The organism is Halobacillus amylolyticus, assembly GCF_022921115.1.
GTDB lineage: Bacteria > Bacillota > Bacilli > Bacillales > Halobacillaceae > Halobacillus_A > Halobacillus_A amylolyticus.
The window spans coordinates 711,867-734,725 of the sequence record NZ_CP095075.1 but is presented as its reverse complement, the minus strand read 5'-3'; the positions used below and the strand labels follow the sequence as shown (position 1 = coordinate 734,725).

Annotated in this window: 20 protein-coding genes and 1 pseudogene; all 21 read left to right on the top strand. The window is 41.4% G+C overall.

All coding sequences use genetic code 11. The features are described from left to right. Positions 1 to 185 precede the first annotated feature (185 nt). Positions 186 to 905, top strand: coding sequence for a ClpP family protease (locus tag MUO15_RS03880; protein WP_245033601.1), 720 nt, complete (start codon positions 186 to 188; stop codon positions 903 to 905). Continuing rightward, on the top strand, positions 902 to 1,108 hold the full coding sequence (locus MUO15_RS03875; RefSeq protein ID WP_245033599.1) for a YlzJ-like family protein: 207 nt from the start codon (positions 902 to 904) through the stop codon (positions 1,106 to 1,108). Before MUO15_RS03880 ends, MUO15_RS03875 begins: the two co-directional genes overlap by 4 nt. 121 nt (positions 1,109 to 1,229) lie before the next feature. After that, positions 1,230 to 3,514 (top strand): annotated as a pseudogene (locus tag MUO15_RS03870) (DNA translocase FtsK). Between the two features lie 259 nt (positions 3,515 to 3,773). Continuing rightward, positions 3,774 to 4,499 (top strand): GntR family transcriptional regulator, encoded by a 726-nt coding sequence (locus MUO15_RS03865; protein WP_245033597.1) that lies wholly within the window; start codon positions 3,774 to 3,776, stop codon positions 4,497 to 4,499. A gap of 122 nt (positions 4,500 to 4,621) precedes the next feature. Further along, on the top strand, positions 4,622 to 5,743 hold the full coding sequence (locus tag MUO15_RS03860; protein ID WP_245033594.1) for a BMP family lipoprotein: 1,122 nt from the start codon (positions 4,622 to 4,624) through the stop codon (positions 5,741 to 5,743). 266 nt (positions 5,744 to 6,009) lie between these two features. After that, positions 6,010 to 7,536: an ABC transporter ATP-binding protein gene (locus tag MUO15_RS03855; protein WP_245033591.1), complete on the top strand. Its 1,527-nt coding sequence runs from the start codon at positions 6,010 to 6,012 to the stop codon at positions 7,534 to 7,536. Continuing rightward, entirely contained in the window at positions 7,537 to 8,583 is a 1,047-nt protein-coding gene (locus MUO15_RS03850; protein WP_245033589.1) for an ABC transporter permease, read from the top strand. Further along, positions 8,584 to 9,543, top strand: a complete 960-nt coding sequence (locus MUO15_RS03845) for an ABC transporter permease (protein WP_245033587.1) — start codon at positions 8,584 to 8,586, stop codon at positions 9,541 to 9,543. It begins immediately after the preceding gene. Between the two features lie 144 nt (positions 9,544 to 9,687). After that, a complete protein-coding gene (gene yfmF, locus MUO15_RS03840) occupies positions 9,688 to 10,974 on the top strand; it encodes an EF-P 5-aminopentanol modification-associated protein YfmF (RefSeq protein WP_245033585.1) in 1,287 nt (428 codons plus the stop codon). Then, positions 10,974 to 12,266, top strand: a complete 1,293-nt coding sequence (gene yfmH, locus MUO15_RS03835; protein ID WP_245033583.1) for an EF-P 5-aminopentanol modification-associated protein YfmH — start codon at positions 10,974 to 10,976, stop codon at positions 12,264 to 12,266. Before yfmF ends, yfmH begins: the two co-directional genes overlap by 1 nt. Next, on the top strand, positions 12,259 to 12,978 hold the full coding sequence (gene ymfI, locus MUO15_RS03830; protein WP_245033582.1) for an elongation factor P 5-aminopentanone reductase: 720 nt from the start codon (positions 12,259 to 12,261) through the stop codon (positions 12,976 to 12,978). Before yfmH ends, ymfI begins: the two co-directional genes overlap by 8 nt. A gap of 72 nt (positions 12,979 to 13,050) precedes the next feature. Next, positions 13,051 to 13,311, top strand: coding sequence for a DUF3243 domain-containing protein (locus tag MUO15_RS03825; protein WP_245033580.1), 261 nt, complete (start codon positions 13,051 to 13,053; stop codon positions 13,309 to 13,311). Between the two features lie 237 nt (positions 13,312 to 13,548). Then, positions 13,549 to 14,337 (top strand): DUF3388 domain-containing protein, encoded by a 789-nt coding sequence (locus tag MUO15_RS03820; protein WP_245033578.1) that lies wholly within the window; start codon positions 13,549 to 13,551, stop codon positions 14,335 to 14,337. Between the two features lie 18 nt (positions 14,338 to 14,355). Next, entirely contained in the window at positions 14,356 to 15,261 is a 906-nt protein-coding gene (locus tag MUO15_RS03815) for a helix-turn-helix domain-containing protein (protein ID WP_245033576.1), read from the top strand. Between the two features lie 96 nt (positions 15,262 to 15,357). Further along, complete coding sequence (pgsA, locus tag MUO15_RS03810) at positions 15,358 to 15,936, top strand: CDP-diacylglycerol--glycerol-3-phosphate 3-phosphatidyltransferase (RefSeq protein ID WP_245033574.1); 579 nt, start codon at positions 15,358 to 15,360, stop codon at positions 15,934 to 15,936. Next, positions 15,933 to 17,165, top strand: coding sequence for a competence/damage-inducible protein A (locus MUO15_RS03805; RefSeq protein WP_245033572.1), 1,233 nt, complete (start codon positions 15,933 to 15,935; stop codon positions 17,163 to 17,165). Before pgsA ends, MUO15_RS03805 begins: the two co-directional genes overlap by 4 nt. 160 nt (positions 17,166 to 17,325) lie before the next feature. After that, entirely contained in the window at positions 17,326 to 18,372 is a 1,047-nt protein-coding gene (gene recA, locus MUO15_RS03800) for a recombinase RecA (RefSeq protein WP_245033569.1), read from the top strand. 384 nt (positions 18,373 to 18,756) lie between these two features. After that, positions 18,757 to 20,316 carry a ribonuclease Y gene (rny, locus tag MUO15_RS03795; protein WP_245033567.1) on the top strand — a complete coding sequence of 520 codons (1,560 nt, stop codon included), beginning with the start codon at positions 18,757 to 18,759 and terminating at the stop codon, positions 20,314 to 20,316. An 80-nt stretch (positions 20,317 to 20,396) separates the two neighbouring features. Further along, a complete protein-coding gene (locus tag MUO15_RS03790) occupies positions 20,397 to 21,194 on the top strand; it encodes a TIGR00282 family metallophosphoesterase (protein WP_245033565.1) in 798 nt (265 codons plus the stop codon). Positions 21,195 to 21,303: 109 nt separating this feature from the next. Next, the gene (locus tag MUO15_RS03785) at positions 21,304 to 21,564 is read left to right on the top strand and encodes a stage V sporulation protein S (RefSeq protein WP_245033563.1); all 261 of its coding nucleotides are present in this window, start codon (positions 21,304 to 21,306) and stop codon (positions 21,562 to 21,564) included. 251 nt (positions 21,565 to 21,815) lie between these two features. Further along, on the top strand, positions 21,816 to 22,856 hold the full coding sequence (gene tdh, locus MUO15_RS03780) for an L-threonine 3-dehydrogenase (RefSeq protein ID WP_245033560.1): 1,041 nt from the start codon (positions 21,816 to 21,818) through the stop codon (positions 22,854 to 22,856). Positions 22,857 to 22,859 lie beyond the last annotated feature (3 nt).

Here is a 22,859-nt window from a genome sequence, read left to right as displayed (position 1 = left end):
TGCAGGAGGTGGACTATTTTGTCTTAAAACAGGTCGTTTCAGTTTAAGACGACACCCTGAATCCTTTCTTCATACACCGCTTTACTTATACGTGTAATATCTAACCGCTTCTTTCCTCTTTTCTTGGTATGTCCTCGCTTGTTCTGTCTCATACTAAGAAAAAGTGTGAAAGGGGCAAATGAATCATGAAAGAGAAAGAACAACAAGAAGAGAATGATCAGTCCAAATCCTCGCTAGTAGATAAAATACAACAGCTTGGCCAATCCAATGTTCCACAGCCAGGAGATTCAAATATTCATGTACTTCCGATTATTGGACAGGTGGAAGGCCATGTGCAGCTCCCGTCGCAAAATAAAACGACCAAGTATGAGCATCTTATTCCCCAATTAATTGCTATTGAACAAAACCCCAAGATTGAGGGGTTGGTTGTTTTATTAAATACGGTAGGTGGAGACGTCGAAGCAGGGCTTGCGATCTCAGAAATGATCGCATCGTTGTCCAAACCTTCCGTTTCGATCGTGCTTGGAGGCGGCCATTCAATAGGTGTGCCTATTGCTGTGGCATCAGACTATTCGTTCATTGCCGAAACTGCAACGATGACCATTCATCCAATAAGAATGAATGGCTTAGTCATAGGCGTACCGCAAACCTTTGAATACATGGAAAAAATGCAGGATCGGGTCATAAATTTTGTTACTCGTCATTCCAATATTGAGGAAGAGGCTTTTAAAGAACTCATGTTTGATAAAGGTAACTTAACGCGTGATATCGGAACAAACGTTGTCGGGCAACAGGCTGTTGACATTGGTTTAATTGACGATGTAGGTGGAGTTCAGCAAGCAATGGCTAAACTTAATGAACTTATTAATGATCAAAAAGGAAACCAAGAGCAGGTGATCCAATGACTCTGTACACCCCTTTAAGTGAACATGATATATTCCCACAGGAAAATAAAGACGGGAAAGTTGTTTATGAGAACTATAAAAATTGCAAGGTAAAGTGCTTGGATCAAGGGGATGGCAAAAAACAAATTATTCAAGTGTTCTCTACAAATCCGAACGATTACATGGATCCTACTTTACAGCCAGGACAATGGCTGGGCTCGTAACAAATGCCCGCCTATGCTATAATAGGGTAAGATAGAATGGAATTCGAGATGTCGCTTTTACTACTATGCAGTAGCAAGCGACATCTTGTTCTTTTCAGTGGCATAGGAGGTGTGTAGATCAATGGCTAAAAAGAAAAAAGCGAAAAGTAAATCAAGGAAAAAACGGTCAGCATGGAAGGAGCAAGTCAAACTTGAACTGATCGGGTTATTGTTTTTGTTTATTGCCGTATTTGGGAGCGGGGCTTCTGTTATTAGTGATGGTGCTATCCCGGGGGGCTAGAACACTTTTGGCAATTTATATTTGGGGTATGGTATTTTGTTGCTTCTTTATTTTTCCTAATTACAGGGATTTATTTAATGGTTAAACGGAAATGGCCATATTTTCTACATAAACGGATGATTGGGTTATTTTTTATTTTTACATCTCTGCTGCTGTTTACGCACGTTGAAACGTTGGCAGATGATTTGCAAAATGGTACTGGATCGGTATTTGGACTCACGTGGAATCGCTTAATTGGAATGATGGCAGGTGAGGCATCTATTACGAGTATTGGCGGCGGTTTAGTTGGGGCTTTTCTCTTGCTTATCACGTATTATTTATTTTCATCGATAGGTTCTATTATCGTTTCTATATTTTTGTTTCTTGTCGGCACCATGTTTGTCACTGAACGTTCAATTGGTGACTTGCTTGCAAAAATAGGTGCTAAGTCAAAAGAAATCTATATCCATGCTAGAGAACAATATAGAACAAATAAGGAAGCAAAAAAAACAGTAGAGAAACAACCTAAGGACGAAGCTGTCGGTACGATCGATGTGATTGAAAACAATCCAACTGATATAGAAGAAGAATATCCTGAGCCGATCATTCAGGATTTCACCGAACAAGCCTACCAAAAGCCACAGGAGAGTGAACCTAAGGCAAGTGATGCGCAAGAGGAACAGGCCCTAGAAAAGTCAGTTTCAACAGCTGAACTTGAAAATCCAGATTATAAGCTTCCTGGAATGGACCTCCTCGATGAACCGACATCAAGTACCCAGAGCCAAGGACGTTCTCATATTCAGGCGACAGTCAGAAAGCTTGAAAAAACGTTCCAAAGCTTCGGTGTTAAGGCAAAAGTTACCAAGGTTCATGTTGGCCCGGCCGTTACGAAATATGAAGTTTATCCAGATGTAGGCGTAAAGGTTAGCAAAATCGTGAACCTTAATGACGATCTCGCCTTAGCGCTTGCTGCGAAGGATATTCGTATTGAAGCACCCATTCCAGGCAAATCAGCTGTTGGAATTGAAGTGCCGAATACAGAAGTCTCCATGGTATCTTTACGTGAAGTACTAGAAACAGGCAGAGCGAAGCCAGATACGAAACTCAGCTTTGCTTTAGGACGAGATATTTCTGGTGAAGCCGTGATGGCGGAGCTGAATAAGATGCCCCACCTGCTTGTAGCTGGTGCAACAGGAAGCGGAAAAAGTGTCTGTATTAACGGAATTATTACGAGTGTACTAATGAGAGCAAAGCCTCATGAGGTGAAGATGATGATGATCGATCCTAAGAAGGTTGAGCTGAATGTGTACAACGGGATTCCGCACTTATTAGCACCTGTAGTAACTGATCCTAAGAAAGCCTCAAGAGCATTAATGAAAGTCGTTTCGGAAATGGAAAGAAGATATGACTTGTTCTCCGATTCAGGGACAAGAAATATAGAAGGTTACAATGAATATATTCGTAAGCATAATAAAGAGAATGAGGACGATCAGCCATTTTTACCTTACATCATTGTGCTCGTTGATGAGTTGGCTGACTTAATGATGGTTGCTTCAAATGATGTCGAAGATGCCATTACCCGATTAGCGCAAATGGCGCGTGCAGCAGGAATCCATTTGATCATTGCCACGCAGCGTCCATCTGTTGATGTTATCACAGGGGTTATTAAGGCAAATATTCCTTCGCGTATTGCATTTAGTGTTTCCTCGCAAACGGACTCGAGAACGATTTTGGATTCGGGTGGGGCTGAGAAACTGCTTGGCCGAGGCGATATGCTGTTTACTCCTGTAGGTTCTGGAAAACCAACACGGGTTCAGGGGGCCTTTTTGTCAGATGAAGAAGTCGAACGAGTCGTCGATTTCTGTGTGGAACAACAGAAAGCCCAATACCAGGAAGAGATGATTCCTGAAGAAGAAAGTGAAGTAAAACAGGAAGTAGATGATGATCTGTATCCAGACGCCGTACAAATGGTCATTGAAATGCAAAGTGCAAGTGTTTCCATGATTCAACGCCGATTCAGAGTAGGTTATACTCGGGCGGCACGTTTAATAGATGCCATGGAAGACAATGGAATTGTAGGTCCGTATGAAGGAAGTAAACCTAGAAATGTGCTTGTTTCTGAATTAAAAGAAGAACAACCAAGCTAAGCTGTCGTACTTATGTACGGCAGCTTTCTTATAGAAGTATTTACCTATTTGGCTAGCAAATCTGTTCAAGTAAAGGAATATTTATAATAATAAAGAGTCTAAAAATTCGGATTAAACAAACATGTACATTATTCGATAAAAATGTCCTAATTCTATTTATTTATTTTGATAATAGTGTTATATTATTCACGAATATGATGTGTCGAACGTCAGATGTCAGATCTCTTACCTATAGGCAATTAGACTTGGAGTGAAGGTTATGTCGATCAGGCAAGATACTCGTCATCTGTATTTACAGGTGATCGAGCAGATTAAGCGCGATATTGAAAATGGTATCTTTCTGGAAAAAGAAAAACTCCCATCAGAGTTTGAGCTTTCCAAAACATTAGGTGTCTCCAGAGCAACTTTACGAGAAGCCTTAAGAATTCTGGAGGAAGAAGGCGTTGTAACGAGGAGACATGGTGTGGGTACTTTTGTAAACCCTAAACCTGTTTTCACTTCTGGAATCGAAGAACTGGACAGTGTGACCGGCATGATTAGAAAATCCGGCATGACCCCAGGATCCCAGTACCTTTCAGCTGAACTTGTGGAGCCGACAGAGGACGACCGCCAACGCTTCTCGCCAGTTGACTTACATAAATTAGCGAGAGTGGAACGAGTCCGAACAGCTGATGAACAGCCTGTTGTTTATTGTACAGACAGAATCCCCGAAGGACTTATTCCACTTGAACATGTTAGAGAAGCAGACTCCCTATTTGGCATCTTAGAAAGGTACACCGGGAAGACGATCAGCTATGCTGTTACTCATATTGAACCGATCGGCTATCATGAAAAAATTTCGCCGATATTAAACAGTGAACCTGATCAGGCCTTACTATTATTGAAACAGATGCACTATACGAAAGAAGACGAACCTATCTTACTATCTTCCAACTACTTTAGGGCAGATAAGTTTAGCTTCCACGTTTTACGAAAAAGGGTGTAAGGGCTTTCAATAGTATGTAACATTTATAGTAGTTGAGGGGGTGAGGCAGGCTGCTGCTCGGTGGGGGTAAAAAATTTTGATTGTTTGAATTTTTTTAATACTTAACAAATTAGGGGGTATTCATGTTGAAAAATCGTCGCTTTATATTAGTTTTTGCACTATTACTGTCTTTAGGTTTAGTTCTTGCAGCTTGTGGAGGATCTTCTAATGAAGAGGGATCAGGCGGAGATAATGGTGGCAGCGAAGGTGGAGAGTCCGGTGAAGGTGGAGGCTCGGACTTCTCTGTGGCCATGGTTACAGATATAGGCGGTGTTGATGATAAATCATTTAACCAGTCTGCATGGGAAGGCCTACAAGCTTTTGGTGAAGAAAATGGTCTTACCGAGGGTGAAGGGTTTGACTATGCACAGTCAGAAAGTGATGCTGACTATACAACAAACTTAAACCGTCTTGTGCGTCAAGGTTACAACCTTATTTTCGGAATTGGCTATCTTCTCCAGCCTGCCATTGAAGAGGTTGCCGGACAATATCCGGACACAAACTTTTCAATTGTTGATGCTGTAGCTGAAGGAGATAATATTGTTAGTATCACTTTCAAAGAGCACCAAGGTTCGTTTTTGGCTGGTGTAGCGGCAGCACACAAAACGGAATCTGACCAAATTGGTTTTGTTGGCGGGGTAGATGGAGATCTAATTAATAAGTTTGAAGCTGGCTATGTTGCAGGTGCTAAATCCGTAAACCCTGATATCGAAGTGGATGTACAGTATGCGGAAAGCTTTGCAGCTGCGGATAAAGGGAAACTGATTGCTTCAAATATGTATTCTAAAGGTATTGATGTTATTTACCACGCTTCAGGTGCTACAGGAAACGGTGTATTTGCCCAAGCAAAAGACATTAAGAAAAACAATCCAGAAGAGAACGTATGGGTGATTGGTGTAGACCGTGACCAGTATGAAGAAGGCCAAATCGGGGAAAACAACGTAACACTTACTTCTATGGTTAAGCGCGTTGATATTGCCGTTCAAGACGTAGCTACACAAGCTATGAATGGCGAATTCCCTGGTGGAGAAGTCATTGAGTACGGTTTAGCTGATGATGCCATCAGTATCGCACGTACGAATGAAGAAGCACTGACAGAGGACATTCTTTCTGCTATCGAAGAGTGGAAAGCTAAGATTGTTAACGGTGAGGTAGAGGTACCAAGCACTCGCGACGAACTAAAAACATATGTAGATTCATTATAAGTAAATGTAAAGGAAAGCTTAGATCTAATCCGTCTATGTATTAAGGTCAGCCCTTTTACCAATGAACTAAAATCAGAGGCAAGATAGATAATTAGATTGTAAAACTAGATATTTCTTTCGGCAAGAAAGTTTGGCTTTTGGGGTTCGTGAAACATAAGCCCCAAAAGCCGAATATATGAAATCATCAAATGAAGAGCATATTCCGGCCCTCTTCATTTGATGATTTTTTCAAGACGAATGGGTTAATAGAGAGTGGGGGAGAAAAAATGGATTACGTTATAGAGATGCTCAATATTCGGAAAGAATTTCCCGGTGTTGTAGCAAATAATAATGTCACACTTCAAGTGGAAAAAGGCGAAATTCATGCGTTGCTAGGGGAAAATGGTGCTGGGAAATCTACATTAATGAATGTGTTATTTGGTCTCTACCAGCCGGAAAGAGGCGAGATTCGAGTGAAAGGTGAAAAAGCTGCTATTACAGACCCTAATATCGCGAACAAGTTGGGGATCGGAATGGTACACCAACATTTTATGCTCGTAGATACGTTCACAGTGACGGAAAATATTGTGCTTGGAAGCGAACCGCGTAAAGGCGCGTCAGTTGATATTAAAAAGGCCGAAAAGCAAGTGAAGGAACTGTCTGAACGTTACGGATTGAATGTGGATCCTAAGGCTAAAATTCGTAATATTTCTGTAGGTATGCAGCAGCGTGTGGAAATTTTAAAAACACTTTATCGAGGTGCAGACATTTTAATCCTTGATGAACCAACGGCTGTTTTAACACCGCAAGAAATCAAAGAATTGATTGGGATTATGCAAAGCTTAGTAAATGAAGGTAAATCGATTATATTGATCACTCATAAACTTAAAGAAATAATGGAAGTTTGTGATCGTTGTACGGTTATTAGAAAAGGTGAGGGAATAGGGACAGTTGATGTAAAAGATACAGATCCGGATGAACTAGCTTCCCTTATGGTAGGACGTGAAGTTAATTTTTCAACTGAAAAAACAAAAGCAGACCCTAAGGAAATCTATTTATCTATTAAGGATTTGCGTGTCAAAGATATACGTGGTGTAGAGATGGTAAAAGGTCTAAATCTTGATGTCAGGGCAGGAGAAATTGTAGGGGTGGCTGGTGTAGACGGCAATGGTCAATCTGAGTTAATCGAAGCCATAACCGGTCTGCGTAAAAGCACTTCAGGTCAAATTTCTTTACATGATAAAGTGATCAGCAATTTATCACCACGAAAAGTTACACAATCGGGTATTTCCCATATCCCTCAGGACCGCCACAAATTTGGGTTGGTGTTAGATTTTCCAATCGGTGAGAATATGGTCCTTCAAACGTACTATCAAGAACCTTTTTCGAAAAAAGGGGTTATGAATTACAAAAATATTTATCAAAAGGCCAAATCACTCATAGAAGAATACGATGTGCGCACACCTGATGAATACACAAAGGCCCGTGCTCTTTCGGGCGGTAACCAGCAGAAGGCGATCATCGGTCGTGAGGTTGATCGTTCCCCAGACTTAATTATCGCTGCCCAGCCGACGCGTGGCCTGGACGTTGGGGCGATTGAATTTATCCATCAAAAATTAATTGAAGAACGTGATAAAGGCAGGGCAGTATTGCTCCTTTCTTTTGAATTAGATGAAATTATGAATTTAAGTGATCGTATTGCTGTTATGTTTGACGGTCAAATCGTCGCCGACGTCAAGCCTGAAGAGACAGATGAACAAAATCTTGGTCTCCTTATGGCGGGGAACACGGTTGAGAAAGCAGGTGCTGAGTAGATGTTTTCAAATCGAACAGTAAATATCTTAATACCGATTATTTCGGTGCTGCTAGGCCTGCTTTCTGGAGCGATTATCATGCTTGCCTTTGGCTATAACCCAGTTGCTGGTTATGCAGCACTTTGGAATGGTGCCTTTGGAGATTTGTATTTCTTTGGAGAAACGCTTAGACAGGTGACACCATATATCCTCTCAGGCCTTGCGGTTGCTTTTGCCCTTCGTACCGGTTTATTAAACATCGGTGTAGAGGGGCAAGTATTTGTAGGATGGCTTGCATCAGTTTGGGTCGGGGTAGCCTTTGAGCTTCCAAGCATTATCCACCTGCCACTTGCTATTATTGCTGCAGCACTAGCGGGTGCTTTTTGGGGGTTTATCCCAGGTATTTTAAAAGCAAAATTAGGCGTGCATGAAGTTATTGTAACCATCATGATGAACTACATTGCCTTATATGTTACCAATGAAATCGTTCGAAATGTGATAACGGATGGGGAAGATAAAACAGAAAGAATTGCGGAGACAGCATCACTCGCATCCCCTTGGCTAGCTGAAATGACATTTTATTCCCGCCTTCATTATGGGCTGCTTATCGCCCTGTTTGTGGCTTTTATTATGTGGTTCCTTTTGAATAAAACGACAACAGGATTTGAATTGCGTTCGGTCGGTTTTAACCAAAATGCGTCACAGTATGCGGGGATGAATGTAAGTAAAAACATTATTTTAGCCATGGTGATTTCAGGAGCATTTGCAGGACTTGCCGGCGCAATGGAAGGGCTCGGCACATTTGGGTATCTTTCTGTAAAATCTGGGTTTACCAATATTGGGTTTGATGGAATTGCTGTAGCGTTGCTGGGTGCTAACACAGCACTCGGGGTAGTGTTAGCTGCCTTCTTATTCGGTACATTAAAAATTGGTGCCTTAAACATGCCGACAGCCTCCGGAGTTCCAACAGAGCTTGTTGAGATTGTTATTGCCTTAATTATATTTTTCGTAGCTTCAAGCTATATGATTCGTTGGATAATCCTGCGCTTTAAGAAGGAGGGGAAATAAATGAGCTTCTTTGAGATACTACAATCCATTATTCCGCAAGCCGTCTTCTTTGCGGCCCCTCTTATCTTTACAGCTTTAGGCGGGGTGTTCAGTGAACGCTCGGGTATTATAAACATTGGTCTTGAAGGGTTAATGGTTATGGGGGCTTTTGTAGGAATTGTTTTTAACCTGGCGTTTGTCGATGTATTCGGGAACTGGACACCATGGGTCTCCATCTTGGCAGCCATGGTTGTATCAGCCATCTTCGCCCTTGTGCACGCTGTCGCATCCATTACCTTTAGGGCAGATCAAGTAGTTAGTGGCGTAGCGATTAACTTTCTGGCTTTAGGGATCGGGCTGTTTTTAACAAAGCAATGGTATGATAAAGGACAGACGGATATGGTTGAGCGTCCTTTTTATACGACAGATATTCCTGTGTTAAGTAAAATCCCGATTATTGGCGACTTATTTTTTTCCGGAATGTATTTAACTTCCTATTTGGCTATTATATTGGCATTCGCTGCCTGGTTCATATTATTTAAAACACCATTTGGCTTGCGCTTACGGTCTGTTGGTGAACATCCGATGGCGGCAGATACAAACGGAATTAACGTATATGGCATGCGTTATGTGGCCGTAATGATCTCTGGTGCTTTAGGTGGTCTAGGTGGATCAGTTTTTGCTTTAACGATCGCTTTAAACTTTTCCCATGCTACGATAGTTGGGCAAGGTTTTATGTCTCTTGCAGCTGTTATTTTTGGAAAATGGCATCCCTTGGGGGCGCTTGGGGCCGCTTTGTTCTTTGGCTTCGCACAAAGCTTAAGCATTGTTGGTTCAGGTATTCCATTACTAAGTGATGTACCACAAATTTTCTTACTGATTGCTCCATATGTTCTGACAATCCTAGCTTTAGCAGGTTTCATTGGCAGAGCAGAAGCACCTAAAGCACTTGGAGAATCCTATGTTAAAGGAAACCGCTAATTGATTTACCCGGTACCATTGGTTGTGCCGGGTTTTATTTTTTACTTTTTCCATGATTTATCTTAGCATAAGAATTAACCTCATATGGATGAATAAACGGAAGTACGTTCATAATATAAGAGTAATGATGAGGAGGATGGAAAAATGAAAATAACGAAAGAAACCGTGCACAAGAAACAAGGGTATAGACTACATATTTTACCAACTTCGAAATATAAGACCGTCTCGATTGTAGCTAAATTTAAAGCGCCGCTTAAAAGAGAGGGGGTAACAGAGCGAGCTCTATTACCTCATGTTCTTCACAAAGCAACAAATAATCTTCCTAATGTAAGGAAACTGCAATCTGCTTTAGAAGATCTCTACGGCACCGGCTTTTCAAGCGACGGGGCAAAAAAAGGTGAGAACCATGTCATCTCGTTTAGGATGGAAGTGGTTAATGAATCTTACTTGAATGAGAGTGAACCGATCCTTGAAAAAGCATTAAACATCTTCCGTGACGTTCTATTCGATCCAAAAGTGGTGAATGGCGGTTTTGATGAGTCAATTGTAAATAGAGAAAAGCAAACACTTGAACAAAAGATTACCTCCATTAAAGATGATAAAATGAGCTATGCTAACCTACGCCTTATTGACCATATGTGTGAAGGAGAGCCTTATTCTCTTCATGTACACGGGTATCTTGATGATTTACAGAAGATTACAGCAACGTCCTTATATGAATATTACCAGTCCATGATTAACAATGATGAGCTGGATGTTTATATAATTGGTGAAGTAGATGATACGGAAATTGTTTCCCTTGCAGACCAAACGTTTTCACGTGGAGACAGCGATAATCGCAGTGATCACCAGGATTCAAAATCAATTACTCCAAATGAAGCAAAAGAAATTGTTGAACGTGAAGAAGTAAACCAGGGAAAGCTTCACATTGGTTACCGCACGCACATTAAATTTGGCGATGATGATTATTTCGCCCTGCAAATTTTTAATGGGTTATTCGGGGGCTTTCCTAGCTCCAAATTATTTATGAATGTACGAGAAAAACACAGTCTCGCTTATTATGCTGCCTCACGCTTTGAAAGCCACAAAGGGCTGCTACTCGTTTTCAGTGGGGTTGATCCGAAAGACTATGATCAGGCCAAGTCGATTATCTTAGAACAGATGGAAGCCATGAAGCAAGGAGATTTCACAACAGAGCAAGTAGAGGATGGGAAAGAGCAGGTCGTGAATCAACTTCAAGAAACGATGGATAATGCAAACGGTTTAATTGAAGTGTTATATCACCAAATGCTTTCACGTGCTGAAATTCCAGCTCATGAACTTATGGAGAACATTCGAAAGGTAACAAAAGAGGATGTTGTCAAAGTCGCAGAAAAAATTGAACTTGATACGATTTACTTCTTAACGAGTCAAGAGGGAGGGGAAGCATAATGGAGACACTTACGTATAAGCAGCTGAATGAAACGGTGTATCAGGAAACGTTGGATAATGGACTAAAAGTATTTTTGCTTGCTAAGCCTGAGATGGCCAAGACATTCGGCATTTTCACAACAAACTACGGATCCATTGACCAAACTTTTACACCGATTGGGAAAGATGAAAAAGTAACGGTTCCAGAGGGAATTGCCCACTTTTTAGAACATAAGCTTTTTGAAAAAGAAGACCGTGATGTATTTCAGGATTTTACTAAACAGGGTGCTTCGGCAAACGCCTTTACTTCTTTTACGAAAACGGCATACTTGTTTTCAGCAACAAGTCAAATTGAAAAAAATGTGGAGACCCTGTTAGATTTCGTACAAGATCCGTATTTTTCTGAAGAATCTGTTGAAAAAGAAAAAGGGATTATCGGTCAAGAGATTCGTATGTATGATGATCAACCAGATTGGCGCTCCTTTTTCGGGACGATTCAAAGCTTATATCATAAGCATCCGGTCAAGGTGGATATTGCAGGAACGGTTGACTCGATTCAGGATATTACGAAGGATGACCTTTACACTTGTTATGAAACGTTTTATCACCCGTCCAACATGGTTCTATTTGTCGCCGGTAACATTGATCCGGAAAAAATGATGGAACAAATTCGCACCAATCAAAATAGTAAAGAGTTTAAGGAGATTCCGACTATCGAACGCTCCTATCCTGATGAGCCTGTGGCTGTGGCGAAGGCTGAGGACTCGATTACCATGCCTGTCACGACAGCCAAAGCAATGATAGGTGTAAAAGAAAATGTTTCCTCCCTTACAGGCGAAGAACTTTTGCGTGCAGAATTGTTATCAGGAATGATTCTTGACTTTTACTTCTCCAAAAGCGGTGCATTCTATGAACAACTTTATAAAGAAGATTTAATTGACTCAAGTTTTCAATATGAAACGGAATTAGACCGTCAATTCGGCTTCACAATTCTCGGCGGGGATTCAAGGAAGCCTGACGAGTTAGCGAAACGCGTGAAAGAAATGCTGCATCAACTGAGAGAAGAAAGCATCTCTGAAGAAGACTTTAAGCGAATGAAACGTAAAAAAATCGGTCAATTCATGCGTGCATTGAATTCCTTAGAGTTCATTGCCAATCAATTTACCCATTATCATACGTTAGGTGTGGATTTATTCGACGTCCTTCCAGTGATTGAGTCATTAACGACAGAAGACGTAGATCAGTACGTTGAAAACTGGATTAAAGAAGAGTGTATTTCTGTATTCCAGGTGAAACCCCAACCCAATGCCTAAGCGTTGTTTAATTATCGGAGCAAGTGGCGAAATTGGTTGTAAAACAACAGAATTATTGGCGGCGGAAGGATATGAAGTAGCTGTACATTACCATTTAAATGACAAGGCAATAGATGAGTTAAAGCAGCGGATTGCAAGTGAGAAGTGGCTTGGGGCCTATAAGGGAGACTTGTCTACAGCGAGCGGGCTAGATGACTTGCTTAACAAGCTTCCTGCTCACTTCGATGCAGTTGTTTTTGCTCAAGGAAATCACTCAAGCAAACTGCTGCAGGACCTTACCTCTTTAGAAATGGATGAGATGTATTATGTACATGTCAAATCCTTATGGCTGATCACAAACAAATTGCTGCCTTCGATGATTTCAAACAAATCAGGGGCCATTGTTGTGGTATCTTCTGTTTGGGGAGAAGAGGGAGCAAGCACTGAGGTAGTATATAGCTCCGTCAAGGGGGCGCAAATCAGTTTTGTTAAAGGATTGGCAAAAGAAGCTGCTCCAAGCAACATTCGTGTGAATGCCGTGACTCCGGGATTGATTGCAACCAAAATGAATGATCACTTGTCTTCTGAGGATATGGATATGTTGAAAAATGAAATTCCATTAGGCCGTCCGGGGACATGTGAAGAAGTAGCTCAGGCGATTTTATTTTTACTAAATAAACAGTCAGGCTATATTACGGGGCACACCCTGAGGGTAAACGGCGGCTGGTATTAAATGTTGTGTATAGAAACATTGTGTTCACCTCATACTAAGAATGAAAAAAATCTACAGTAGGAGGTAACGATAATGTCTGTACTTGACAACTTCGATTCTTTTAAATCTTTCCTTGGTGACCGTCTAAATCAAGCAGAAGGACAAGGGATGAACAAGAACTCTGTAAATGAGATTGCTTATGAGATTGGTGACTATTTATCCAATAATGTGGATGCTAAAAATGACCAAGAAACTGTCCTTCATGAATTATGGAGTGTTGCTGATAATAAAGAGCAGCACGCTATTGCGAACATGATGGTTAAACTTGTTCAAAATAACGGAAATCAACAGTAATTAGACAAAAACCGCCACAGATCTTCTGGGCGGTTTTTAAAATTTGCTTTGGTAGCTGATCCTTAATCTAATGTTTAGCAAAACCCGTCTCCAACCGTTTAGCATCCTGTGTTTTGTGAAATTTCCAAGATGTTTGTTTCCAGTCTTTCTTATTAGGGTAAAATGATTTATGATATATAGAGGGAGAATGATTTTTAATTTGGCAAAATGCGACATTTTTTCCAGAGGAGATGTATCATGGAGAAAAAAGAATGGTATTTAGAGTATGAAATCCAGTATAATCGTCCTGGTCTGCTTGGGGATATCTCGTCACTTCTTGGAATGATGGCGATCAATATTGTTACAATAAACGGAGTGGAAAATTCGCATCGCGGGATGCTGCTGCTTTGTAAAGACGAAGACCAAATTACCCGGCTTCGATCGATATTAAATACAATGGACACAATTAAAATAACGAAATTACGGAAGCCGAAACTAAGAGATCGTTTAGCGGTAAGGCACGGTCGGTATATACATAGTGATATTGATGATAGAAAAACCTTCCGCTTCAACCGTGAAGACCTTGGATTGCTAGTCGACTTTATGGCAGAACTGTTTATGAAAAAAGGGCATAAGCTGATTGGAATTCGCGGGATGCCCCGTGTCGGAAAAACAGAATCGATCGTGGCTGCCAGTGTGTCTGCAAATAAACGCTGGTTATTTGTCTCGAGTACATTGCTTAAACAGACAGTAAGGAATCAGTTAATAGAAGAGGAATATAATGAAGATAATTTATATATCATAGATGGGATTGTTTCCGCAAAAAGAGCAAATGAGAGACATTGGCAGCTTGTAAGAGAAATTATGCGCCTTCCCGCAACTAAAGTGATCGAGCATCCGGATATTTTCGTCCAAGAGACCGAGTATAAAATGGATGACTTTGATTATATTATCGAGCTCAGAAGTAATGAAGATGAGGAAATCACTTATGAGCCGGTGGAGAAGCAGGCAATGGAGAAAGACGGCTTTTCTATGTTTGATTTTTAAAAATGGATGGTGTTACACATGGAGATAGGATCTCGACTAAAAGAAGCTAGAGAGGAAAAGAAGTTAACGCTTGAAGAAATACAAAGTACGACGAAGATTCAAAAAAGATATCTTCAAGCAATTGAAAACAACGAATTTGGGACACTCCCTGGAAAGTTTTATACACGGGCTTTCATTAGAGAATATGCTTCTGCGGTTGGTCTCAACCCTGAACAGGTAATGGAGGAGCACAGAAGTGAGCTCCCTTCTACAGAAGAGGAACCTGTTGTCACGTACAGTCGTGTGCAAAGATCAAAAAATGAATCATCTTCGAATAAAGCAGGTGGTTTTGCCAAAGCTTTTCCGCGAATTATATCAATCGTATTAATTATTGGTGCTTTATTTGTATTTTATTATTTTTATACAGAAGCAACGAATTCTAATGAAGGTACAACTCAAACGGAAAGTGAAGACCAGGTGGATGTGAGGACGAGTACGGACGCTCAAGTGTCTGATTCTGAAAATAGTCAACAACAAGAAGGATCCAATGATTCAACGGATGATCAGCCGGAAGAGAAACCGGCAGAAGAGAAAGAAGAACCTGCTGAGGAGGAGCCAGCACTTGAAGCGAATCTTGTAGAAACAGGGACGGGTTCCTTTCCTGAGCATACGTATGAAATCACCGGCGCTGAGGAGAGGGAGCTTACCATTGAATTTTCAGGAAGAACTTATTTAGCAGTCACCGCTCCACAAGGCGGTGAGGATCTTATAACCGCTAAAGAATATTCCGCGGATGATGAGACTGTGAATGTGGACGTATCCGAGCACGATCAGGTTTATATCCGTACAGGATCAGCTCCTGGTCTGACTGTGAAAATAAATGATGAAGTCATCGAGTTTCCTGCAGATGTCGTAACACAAAAACTATTAATTAACTTTAAATAAACAGATGAACATGATGCTGTCCTTTAAACGAATGGGGGATTCTTTTTATCCCATGAAGGACAGCTTTCTGTTTTTTCGATAGGAGTGGAAGTACAGTTGAATTTGCCAAATAAGATTACATTATCAAGAATTTTTCTAATTCCTGTATTTATTATTTTAATGAGTGTCCCTTTTCAATGGGGATCCTTCCAAATGGGGGATGAATCTTTGCCCATCTCCCATTTAGCTGGGGCGTTGCTGTTTATTATTGCTTCTACAACGGATTGGATTGACGGCTATATTGCGCGGAAACATAATCTTGTTACCAATTTAGGGAAATTCCTTGATCCACTGGCAGACAAGTTGCTAGTAAGTGCTGCTTTGATTCTATTAGTGGAGATAGGTCTGGCTCCAGCCTGGATTGTCATTTTGATTATCAGTCGTGAGTTTGCCGTCACAGGATTGCGGCTTGTGGCTGCAGGGGAAGGCAGTGTTCTTGCCGCAAGTCAGATGGGAAAACTCAAAACTTGGATTCAAATTGTTGCGATCTCTATTCTCTTACTGCACAACTGGCCGCTCGCTTATGTTGGCTTTCCGCTCGGACAGATCGCACTTTATGCGGCTTTAATCATTACGGTTGTTTCTGGATATGATTATTTTGTGAAAAACTGGCACGTCATGAGGGATTCAAAATGAGAACAGAAATTATAGCCGTAGGTACAGAGCTTTTATTAGGACAAATTGCAAATACGAATGCTCAATGGATTTCAAAAAAACTAGCCAAGTATGGGGCGCCGGTGTATTTCCATGGTGTGGTGGGAGATAACATGGAGCGTGCTATTAAAACATTTGAGGTGGCGAGTGAACGTTCAGACGTGATTATCGTCACAGGTGGACTTGGTCCTACAGAAGATGATTTAACGCGCGACGCGGTTAAACCTTTGTTGAAACAAAACTTAGTGATTCATGAAAACACACTTGCGAAAATTGAGGCTGTTTATAAGAAAAACAACCGGCAGATGACAGCGAATAATCGTAAGCAGGCATTGGTGTTCGAGCATGCTAGGGTACTGGCAAATGCAGAAGGGATGGCTCCAGGGCAACTAGTTGAACATGATCAGACTTTATTTGTTTTTCTTCCTGGTGTGCCTTCTGAAATGAAAAGTTTAATGGAAGAGCATGTCCTCCCTTATTTAATCGATGCTTTTCAGCTGGAGTCAGAAATTGTTTCAGAAATGCTCAGGTTTATAGGCATTGGCGAATCGACACTTGAGCATAAACTAGAAGATATCATCAAATATCAACAAGACCCGACGATTGCCCCACTTGCGGCAGAAGGAGAGGTTGGGCTAAGGCTCACGGCTTCAGGAGCGGATGCAAAAGCCAAGATTGCGACTTTAAAAGCAGACGTTTTGCAAAGGGTCGGCCGTTATTATTATGGCAGTGATGACATGACAATTGAAGAAAAAGTCAGGGACCTGCTTAAGGACAAAGGGATGACATTAGGTTCTGCCGAGAGCCTGACAGGTGGTAAGTTTATCGAACGGCTCATAGCACTGCCTGGAGCATCGTCTGTCTGCGAAGGCAGCCTCGTTGCTTATACGGCTCAAGCAAAAGAAAATGTGATCGGTGTACCTGCTAATCTTATTAAACAACATGGTACGATTAGCAAGGAATGTGCAGAAGCAATGGCCTCCCAGGTGCAAAAGCGTCTAAGCGTAGATACAGCGATCAGTTTCACAGGAGTGGCAGGTCCAGACAATAGTGAAGGCCAGGAGCCAGGGGTGGTTTATATTGCCCTTCAAATAGTCGGGCGAGATCCTATTGTTGAGAGGCATCATTTTGAAGGCGGAAGAGATAAAGTTCGCACTCGTGCTGTAAAAAAAGGGTATGAAATTATTTTTCGTCATTTAAAAAAGCAATGATTCACCACACCTTGGAATAAATACATGCTCTTTTGCTAAGGGAAAAATGAAAAGTCACAGGGATGCCCAGGTTTAAAAAGGGAACATTTATTCGCGTTTTAGTTGGCAAATAGTAAAAAACAAGTTATGATGAGGATAGTAATTTTGAAAGGGGAATATTATGAGTGATCGTAAGCAAGCGTTAGATATGGCATTAAGACAAATTGAGAAGCAATTTGGTAAAGGATCAATTATGAAGCTTGGGGAACAAGCTGAACAAAGAATAAGTACAGTTTCCAGCGGGTCGCTTGCCCTTGATGTAGCACTAGGTGTAGGTGGATATCCTCGCGGCAGAATTGTTGAAATATATGGACCAGAATCCTCTGGTAAAACGACAGTTGCACTGCATGCAATTGCCGAAGCTCAAAGACAAGGTGGACAAGCGGCTTTCATAGATGCCGAGCATGCCCTTGATCCTGTTTATGCACGAGCACTTGGTGTAGATATTGAGGAGCTTTTGCTGTCACAGCCCGATACAGGAGAACAAGCATTGGAAATTGCCGAGGCATTAGTACGCAGCGGTGCTGTTGATATGGTTGTCATTGATTCAGTAGCTGCACTTGTACCAAAAGCTGAAATAGAAGGCGAGATGGGCGATGCCCACGTTGGTCTTCAGGCACGTTTAATGTCCCAAGCTTTGAGAAAACTATCCGGTGCAATTAATAAATCGAAAACGACAGCAATTTTTATTAACCAAATCCGGGAAAAAGTCGGTGTGATGTTTGGGAGCCCTGAAACGACACCTGGTGGCCGTGCACTTAAATTCTATTCATCTGTAAGACTAGAAGTACGCCGTGCTGAAACATTAAAACAAGGCGATGAAATGGTTGGGAACAAAACTAGATTAAAAGTTGTTAAAAACAAGGTAGCCCCTCCATTCAAGAAAGCTGAAGTTGACATTATGTACGGGGAAGGGATCTCAAGAGAAGGTGAATTACTAGATATCGGTACTGATCTAGATTTGGTTCAAAAGAGTGGATCTTGGTATTCTTATAATAATGAAAGAATGGGTCAGGGACGAGAAAATGCCAAAAAATACTTGAAGGAAAATGAAGAGGTATATCAAGAAATTAAAGGGTTAGTCCGTGCGCATTATGATATGGATGGCTCCTCTGCCGAAGAGAAGAATGAAAAAGCTTCTGAGAGTCAAGAATCTCTCGATGTATAGATGAAAGATGGATAGTCCCTTGATTAAACAAACGCGTGCCTATCGCACTTGTTTGAAAAGAGGGGCTATTTTTGTTTTCTACAAAAAAGCTATAAATTTTGAGTATAGTTGTTCAGCGTAACACGTGCCGTATTTAGTCGAAATTCCTCTAACGTGTCAGTGAGGATGCCTCCCGTTTCTCTTTAAAGTAGACAGACTGTTTACAATTTTTTGTTTAATGGGGGTGGAGATTTGACGATTCCTTGACAATCCTTACTCTCAGGCATAAAATGAATGTGTATCATTTTCATATTTATATCTTATTTAAAACGTAATGAAACTGAAAATGAATCGTTTGTACATGCCGACAAACGGACCAAGTTTATAGCAAGAGGAGGTGAAACTATGGATATGATATCCATCATCTTCAGTTTGCTTGCCCTTATCGTCGGTTCTGTTGTTGGTTATCTCGTTCGGAAATCTATTGCGGAGGCGAAAATCTCAAGTGCGGAGGACCTTGCAAAACAAATTGTTGAAGAAGGTCGACGCAATGCTGATTCTGCGAAGAAAGAGGCTCTTCTAGAAGCTAAAGAAGAAAATCAGACATTTCGTCAAGAAGCAGAAAACGAGATTCGTGAACGCCGCTTGGAATTGCAGAAAACTGAAAATCGATTAACACAGAAAGAAGAGAATCTTGATCGTAAGAGTGGAACTTTAGATCAACGTGACTTATCACTCGAAAAGAAAGAGGGGACTCTTGCCGAAAGACAACAACAAATTGAAGAAATGGAAAGCAAAGTGAAAGCGATGCTTCAAGAACAGCAAGCAGAGCTTGAACGTGTCTCTGGTCTAACATCAGACCAAGCGAAACAAGTCATTCTCGAGCGTGTGGAGCAGGAAGTTTCTCATGAATCAGCACTTATGGTTAAAGAAGCAGAAAATCGTGCTAAAGAAGAAGCTGATAAGAAGGCGAAGAACATTCTTTCACTTGCCCTTCAACGCTGTGCCGCTGACCATGTGGCTGAGACTACTGTATCAGTAGTTAACTTGCCTAACGACGAAATGAAAGGGCGGATTATTGGTCGTGAAGGACGTAATATCCGTACGTTAGAAACACTTACTGGTATTGATCTCATTATTGATGATACACCTGAAGCTGTTATACTATCAGGTTTCGATCCTATTCGTCGGGAAACAGCAAGGATGGCTTTAGAGAAACTCGTTCAGGATGGTAGAATTCATCCAGCACGCATCGAAGAGATGGTTGATAAATCGCGTCGCGAAGTGGATGATTACATTCGCGAGGTTGGGGAAGAAACGACCTTTGAAATTGGGGTACACGGTTTACATCCTGATCTCGTTAAAATTCTTGGTCGCCTGAAATATCGTACAAGCTACGGACAAAATGTTCTTAAGCACTCGACAGAGGTGGCCTATCTATCTGGTCTTCTTGCAGCAGAGCTAGGGGAAGATGAAACGCTGGCTCGCCGTGCAGGACTATTGCATGACATAGGTAAAGCGATTGACCATGAAGTGGAAGGAAGTCACGTGGAAATTGGTAAGGAATTAGCTACCAAATATAAAGAGAACGATGTCGTAATTAATGCGATTGCTTCTCACCATGGTGACGAAGAACCTACGTCTGTAATTGCTGTCCTTGTTGCTGCAGCTGATGCCCTTTCAGCCGCACGTCCAGGTGCACGAAGTGAGACACTTGAGAACTATATTAAACGTCTTGAGAAGCTTGAAGAGATTTGTGAATCTTATGGCGGTGTTGAAAAATCGTTTGCTATTCAAGCGGGACGGGAAGTTCGAATTATTGTCCGCCCGGATGAAATTGACGATTTAAAAGCAACAAGCCTGGCTAGGGATATACGTAATCAGATCGAGGGTGAACTCGATTATCCAGGTCATATTAAAGTGACAGTCATTCGTGAAACACGTTCAGTGGAATATGCGAAATAGTAGATGAAGCGGTCTTCACTGGCCGCTTCATTTTCATTTTATAACACAGAATTCTATCGTATGAAGAAAGGAATCGATCAATGCGAATACTTTTTATAGGTGATGTTGTAGGGTCCCCGGGCCGGGACATGGTTGATGAATATCTACCAAAATTAAAACAAAAGTATCAGCCAGCCGTGACGATTATTAATGGGGAGAACGCAGCAGCTGGAAAAGGAATAACGGAAAAAATTTACCGCAGATTTTTGGAAAAAGGTGCTCAAGCGGTTACACTGGGAAATCATTCATGGGATAAACAAGAAATCTTTGAGTTTATTGATCATGCGGACTACTTAGTACGTCCTGCCAATTTTCCAGAAGGCACGCCAGGGAAAGGAATTACCTATGTAAAAACACCGAAAACAGAAGTGGCCGTCATCAATTTACAAGGACGTACCTTTTTAGCTCCCAATGATGATCCATTTAGAAAAATTGATGACCTGATTGCAGAAGCAAGAAAGAGAACGCCTATCATTTTCTTGGATTTTCATGCGGAAGCTACAAGTGAAAAACAAGCAATGGGATGGTATGTGGATGGACGTGTCAGTATAAACGTTGGAACACATACACATATCCAAACGGCAGATGAGCGCATTTTACCAAACGGGACAGCTTACATTTCCGACGTCGGTATGACTGGACCCTATGATGGCATTCTCGGTATGGAGCGTGAAGCCGTTTTAAAAAGATTTCTAACCAATTTGCCGGTACGTTTTGAAGTCCCAAAGAAGGGAAGAACACAACTAAGTGGATTTTTAGTAGATGTGGATGAAGCGACTGGCCGTGCAACAAAAGTAAAACGGATTCAGATTAATGAGGATCATCCGTTCTTTGGCTGATTGTTTGAATTTTGTGAAAAATTCCTGCATAATGAAAAGGGAATATTCTACATCTGCACAGAATATAGTAATTATGGAACAACCATAGTGAATGAAGGAGGAGCTAGTAATGGAAGTATTAAAAGTATCAGCTAAATCCGTACCTAATTCAGTAGCAGGAGCCCTGGCAAATGTTATCAGGGAACGTGGAACAGCCGAGATTCAAGCTATAGGGGCAGGTGCACTTAATCAATCTGTGAAAGCGGTTGCGATCGCTCGGGGGTTTGTTGCACCAAGCGGAATTGATCTCATTTGTATTCCCGCATTTACCGATATCATGATTGATGAGGAGGAACGTACGGCGATTAAACTGATTGTCGAGCCACGTTAATTTCATCGTCTTCATAATTACAAATAAAAATGTAGTAAAACCGCACGCTCAAATGGTGAGTATGTGCGGTTTTTTTAGTGTGAGAAAACGGATCTCGGCTCCTTATTTAAATCGAATAAATGTAAGCGTTTCACAAAGAAACCAAATGTCCACTCAAAAAACACAGTACGGTTTGCTGTTTTACCGATCCATGATATTATAGTTAATATAAAAGGAATAAATCCTTGTTTGAGTAGATAGGAGTGTTCTCTGTGAATGGAACAATGAAAGCTATTGTGAAGCATCATCATGGATCTGGTGCAGAACTTCGTGAAGTTTCTATACCCAGCATTCAGGAGGGTGAAGTACTTATTCGTGTAAAAGCTACATCCATCTGTGGTACAGATGTTCATATTTATAATTGGGATGAATGGTCAGCGAGCCGGGTGAATCCACCCTATGTATTTGGTCATGAATTTGCTGGTGAAATCGTTGAGATTGGTTCAAAGGTCAATAACTTTTCTATCGGTGATTATGTGAGTGCAGAAACACACCTCGTCTGTGGTCATTGCCCCCAATGTTTAACAGGCCAATCCCATATTTGTGAAAATACACAAATCATCGGTGTCGATACCCAGGGTTGTTTTGCTGAATATGTAGCCTTGCCTGCAAGCAACCTCTGGAGAAATCCGGAGGGCTTACCGACAGATATCGCTTCCATCCAGGAGCCAATGGGAAATGCTGTTCACACGGTGTTAAGCGGTGATGTAGCCGGTAAAACGGTAGCTATTATCGGGTGCGGACCGATTGGCTTAATGGCTGTAGGTGTGGCGAAGGCAGCAGGTGCCTCTCAAGTGCTCGCGTTTGATTTAAATGCCTACCGCTTGGAACTAGCAAAAGAAATGGGAGCGACGGCGACCATCAATTCTGGCGAGTCAGACCCCGTAAAGGAAGCGAAAGAACGGACGAATCAACATGGTGTCGATGTCGTTTGTGAAATGAGCGGACACCCGGTAGCGATGGATCAAGGGTTTAAAATGATTACAAATGGAGGAAGAGTCTCAATCTTGAGTCTTCCAACTACACCTGTAACGCTTGATATTACCAATGATGTTGTATTTAAAGGCGTACATGTTGAGGGAATTACCGGACGTAAAATGTACGAAACATGGCAGCAAGTTTCCCGTTTGCTAGATTCAGGGCAAGTGGATGTGAAGCCGATCCTTACACACCACTTTGACCTTGAAGAATTTGAGAAAGGCTTTCAGTTAATGAATGATGGAAAATGCGGTAAAGTAGTGTTACACCCATAACTA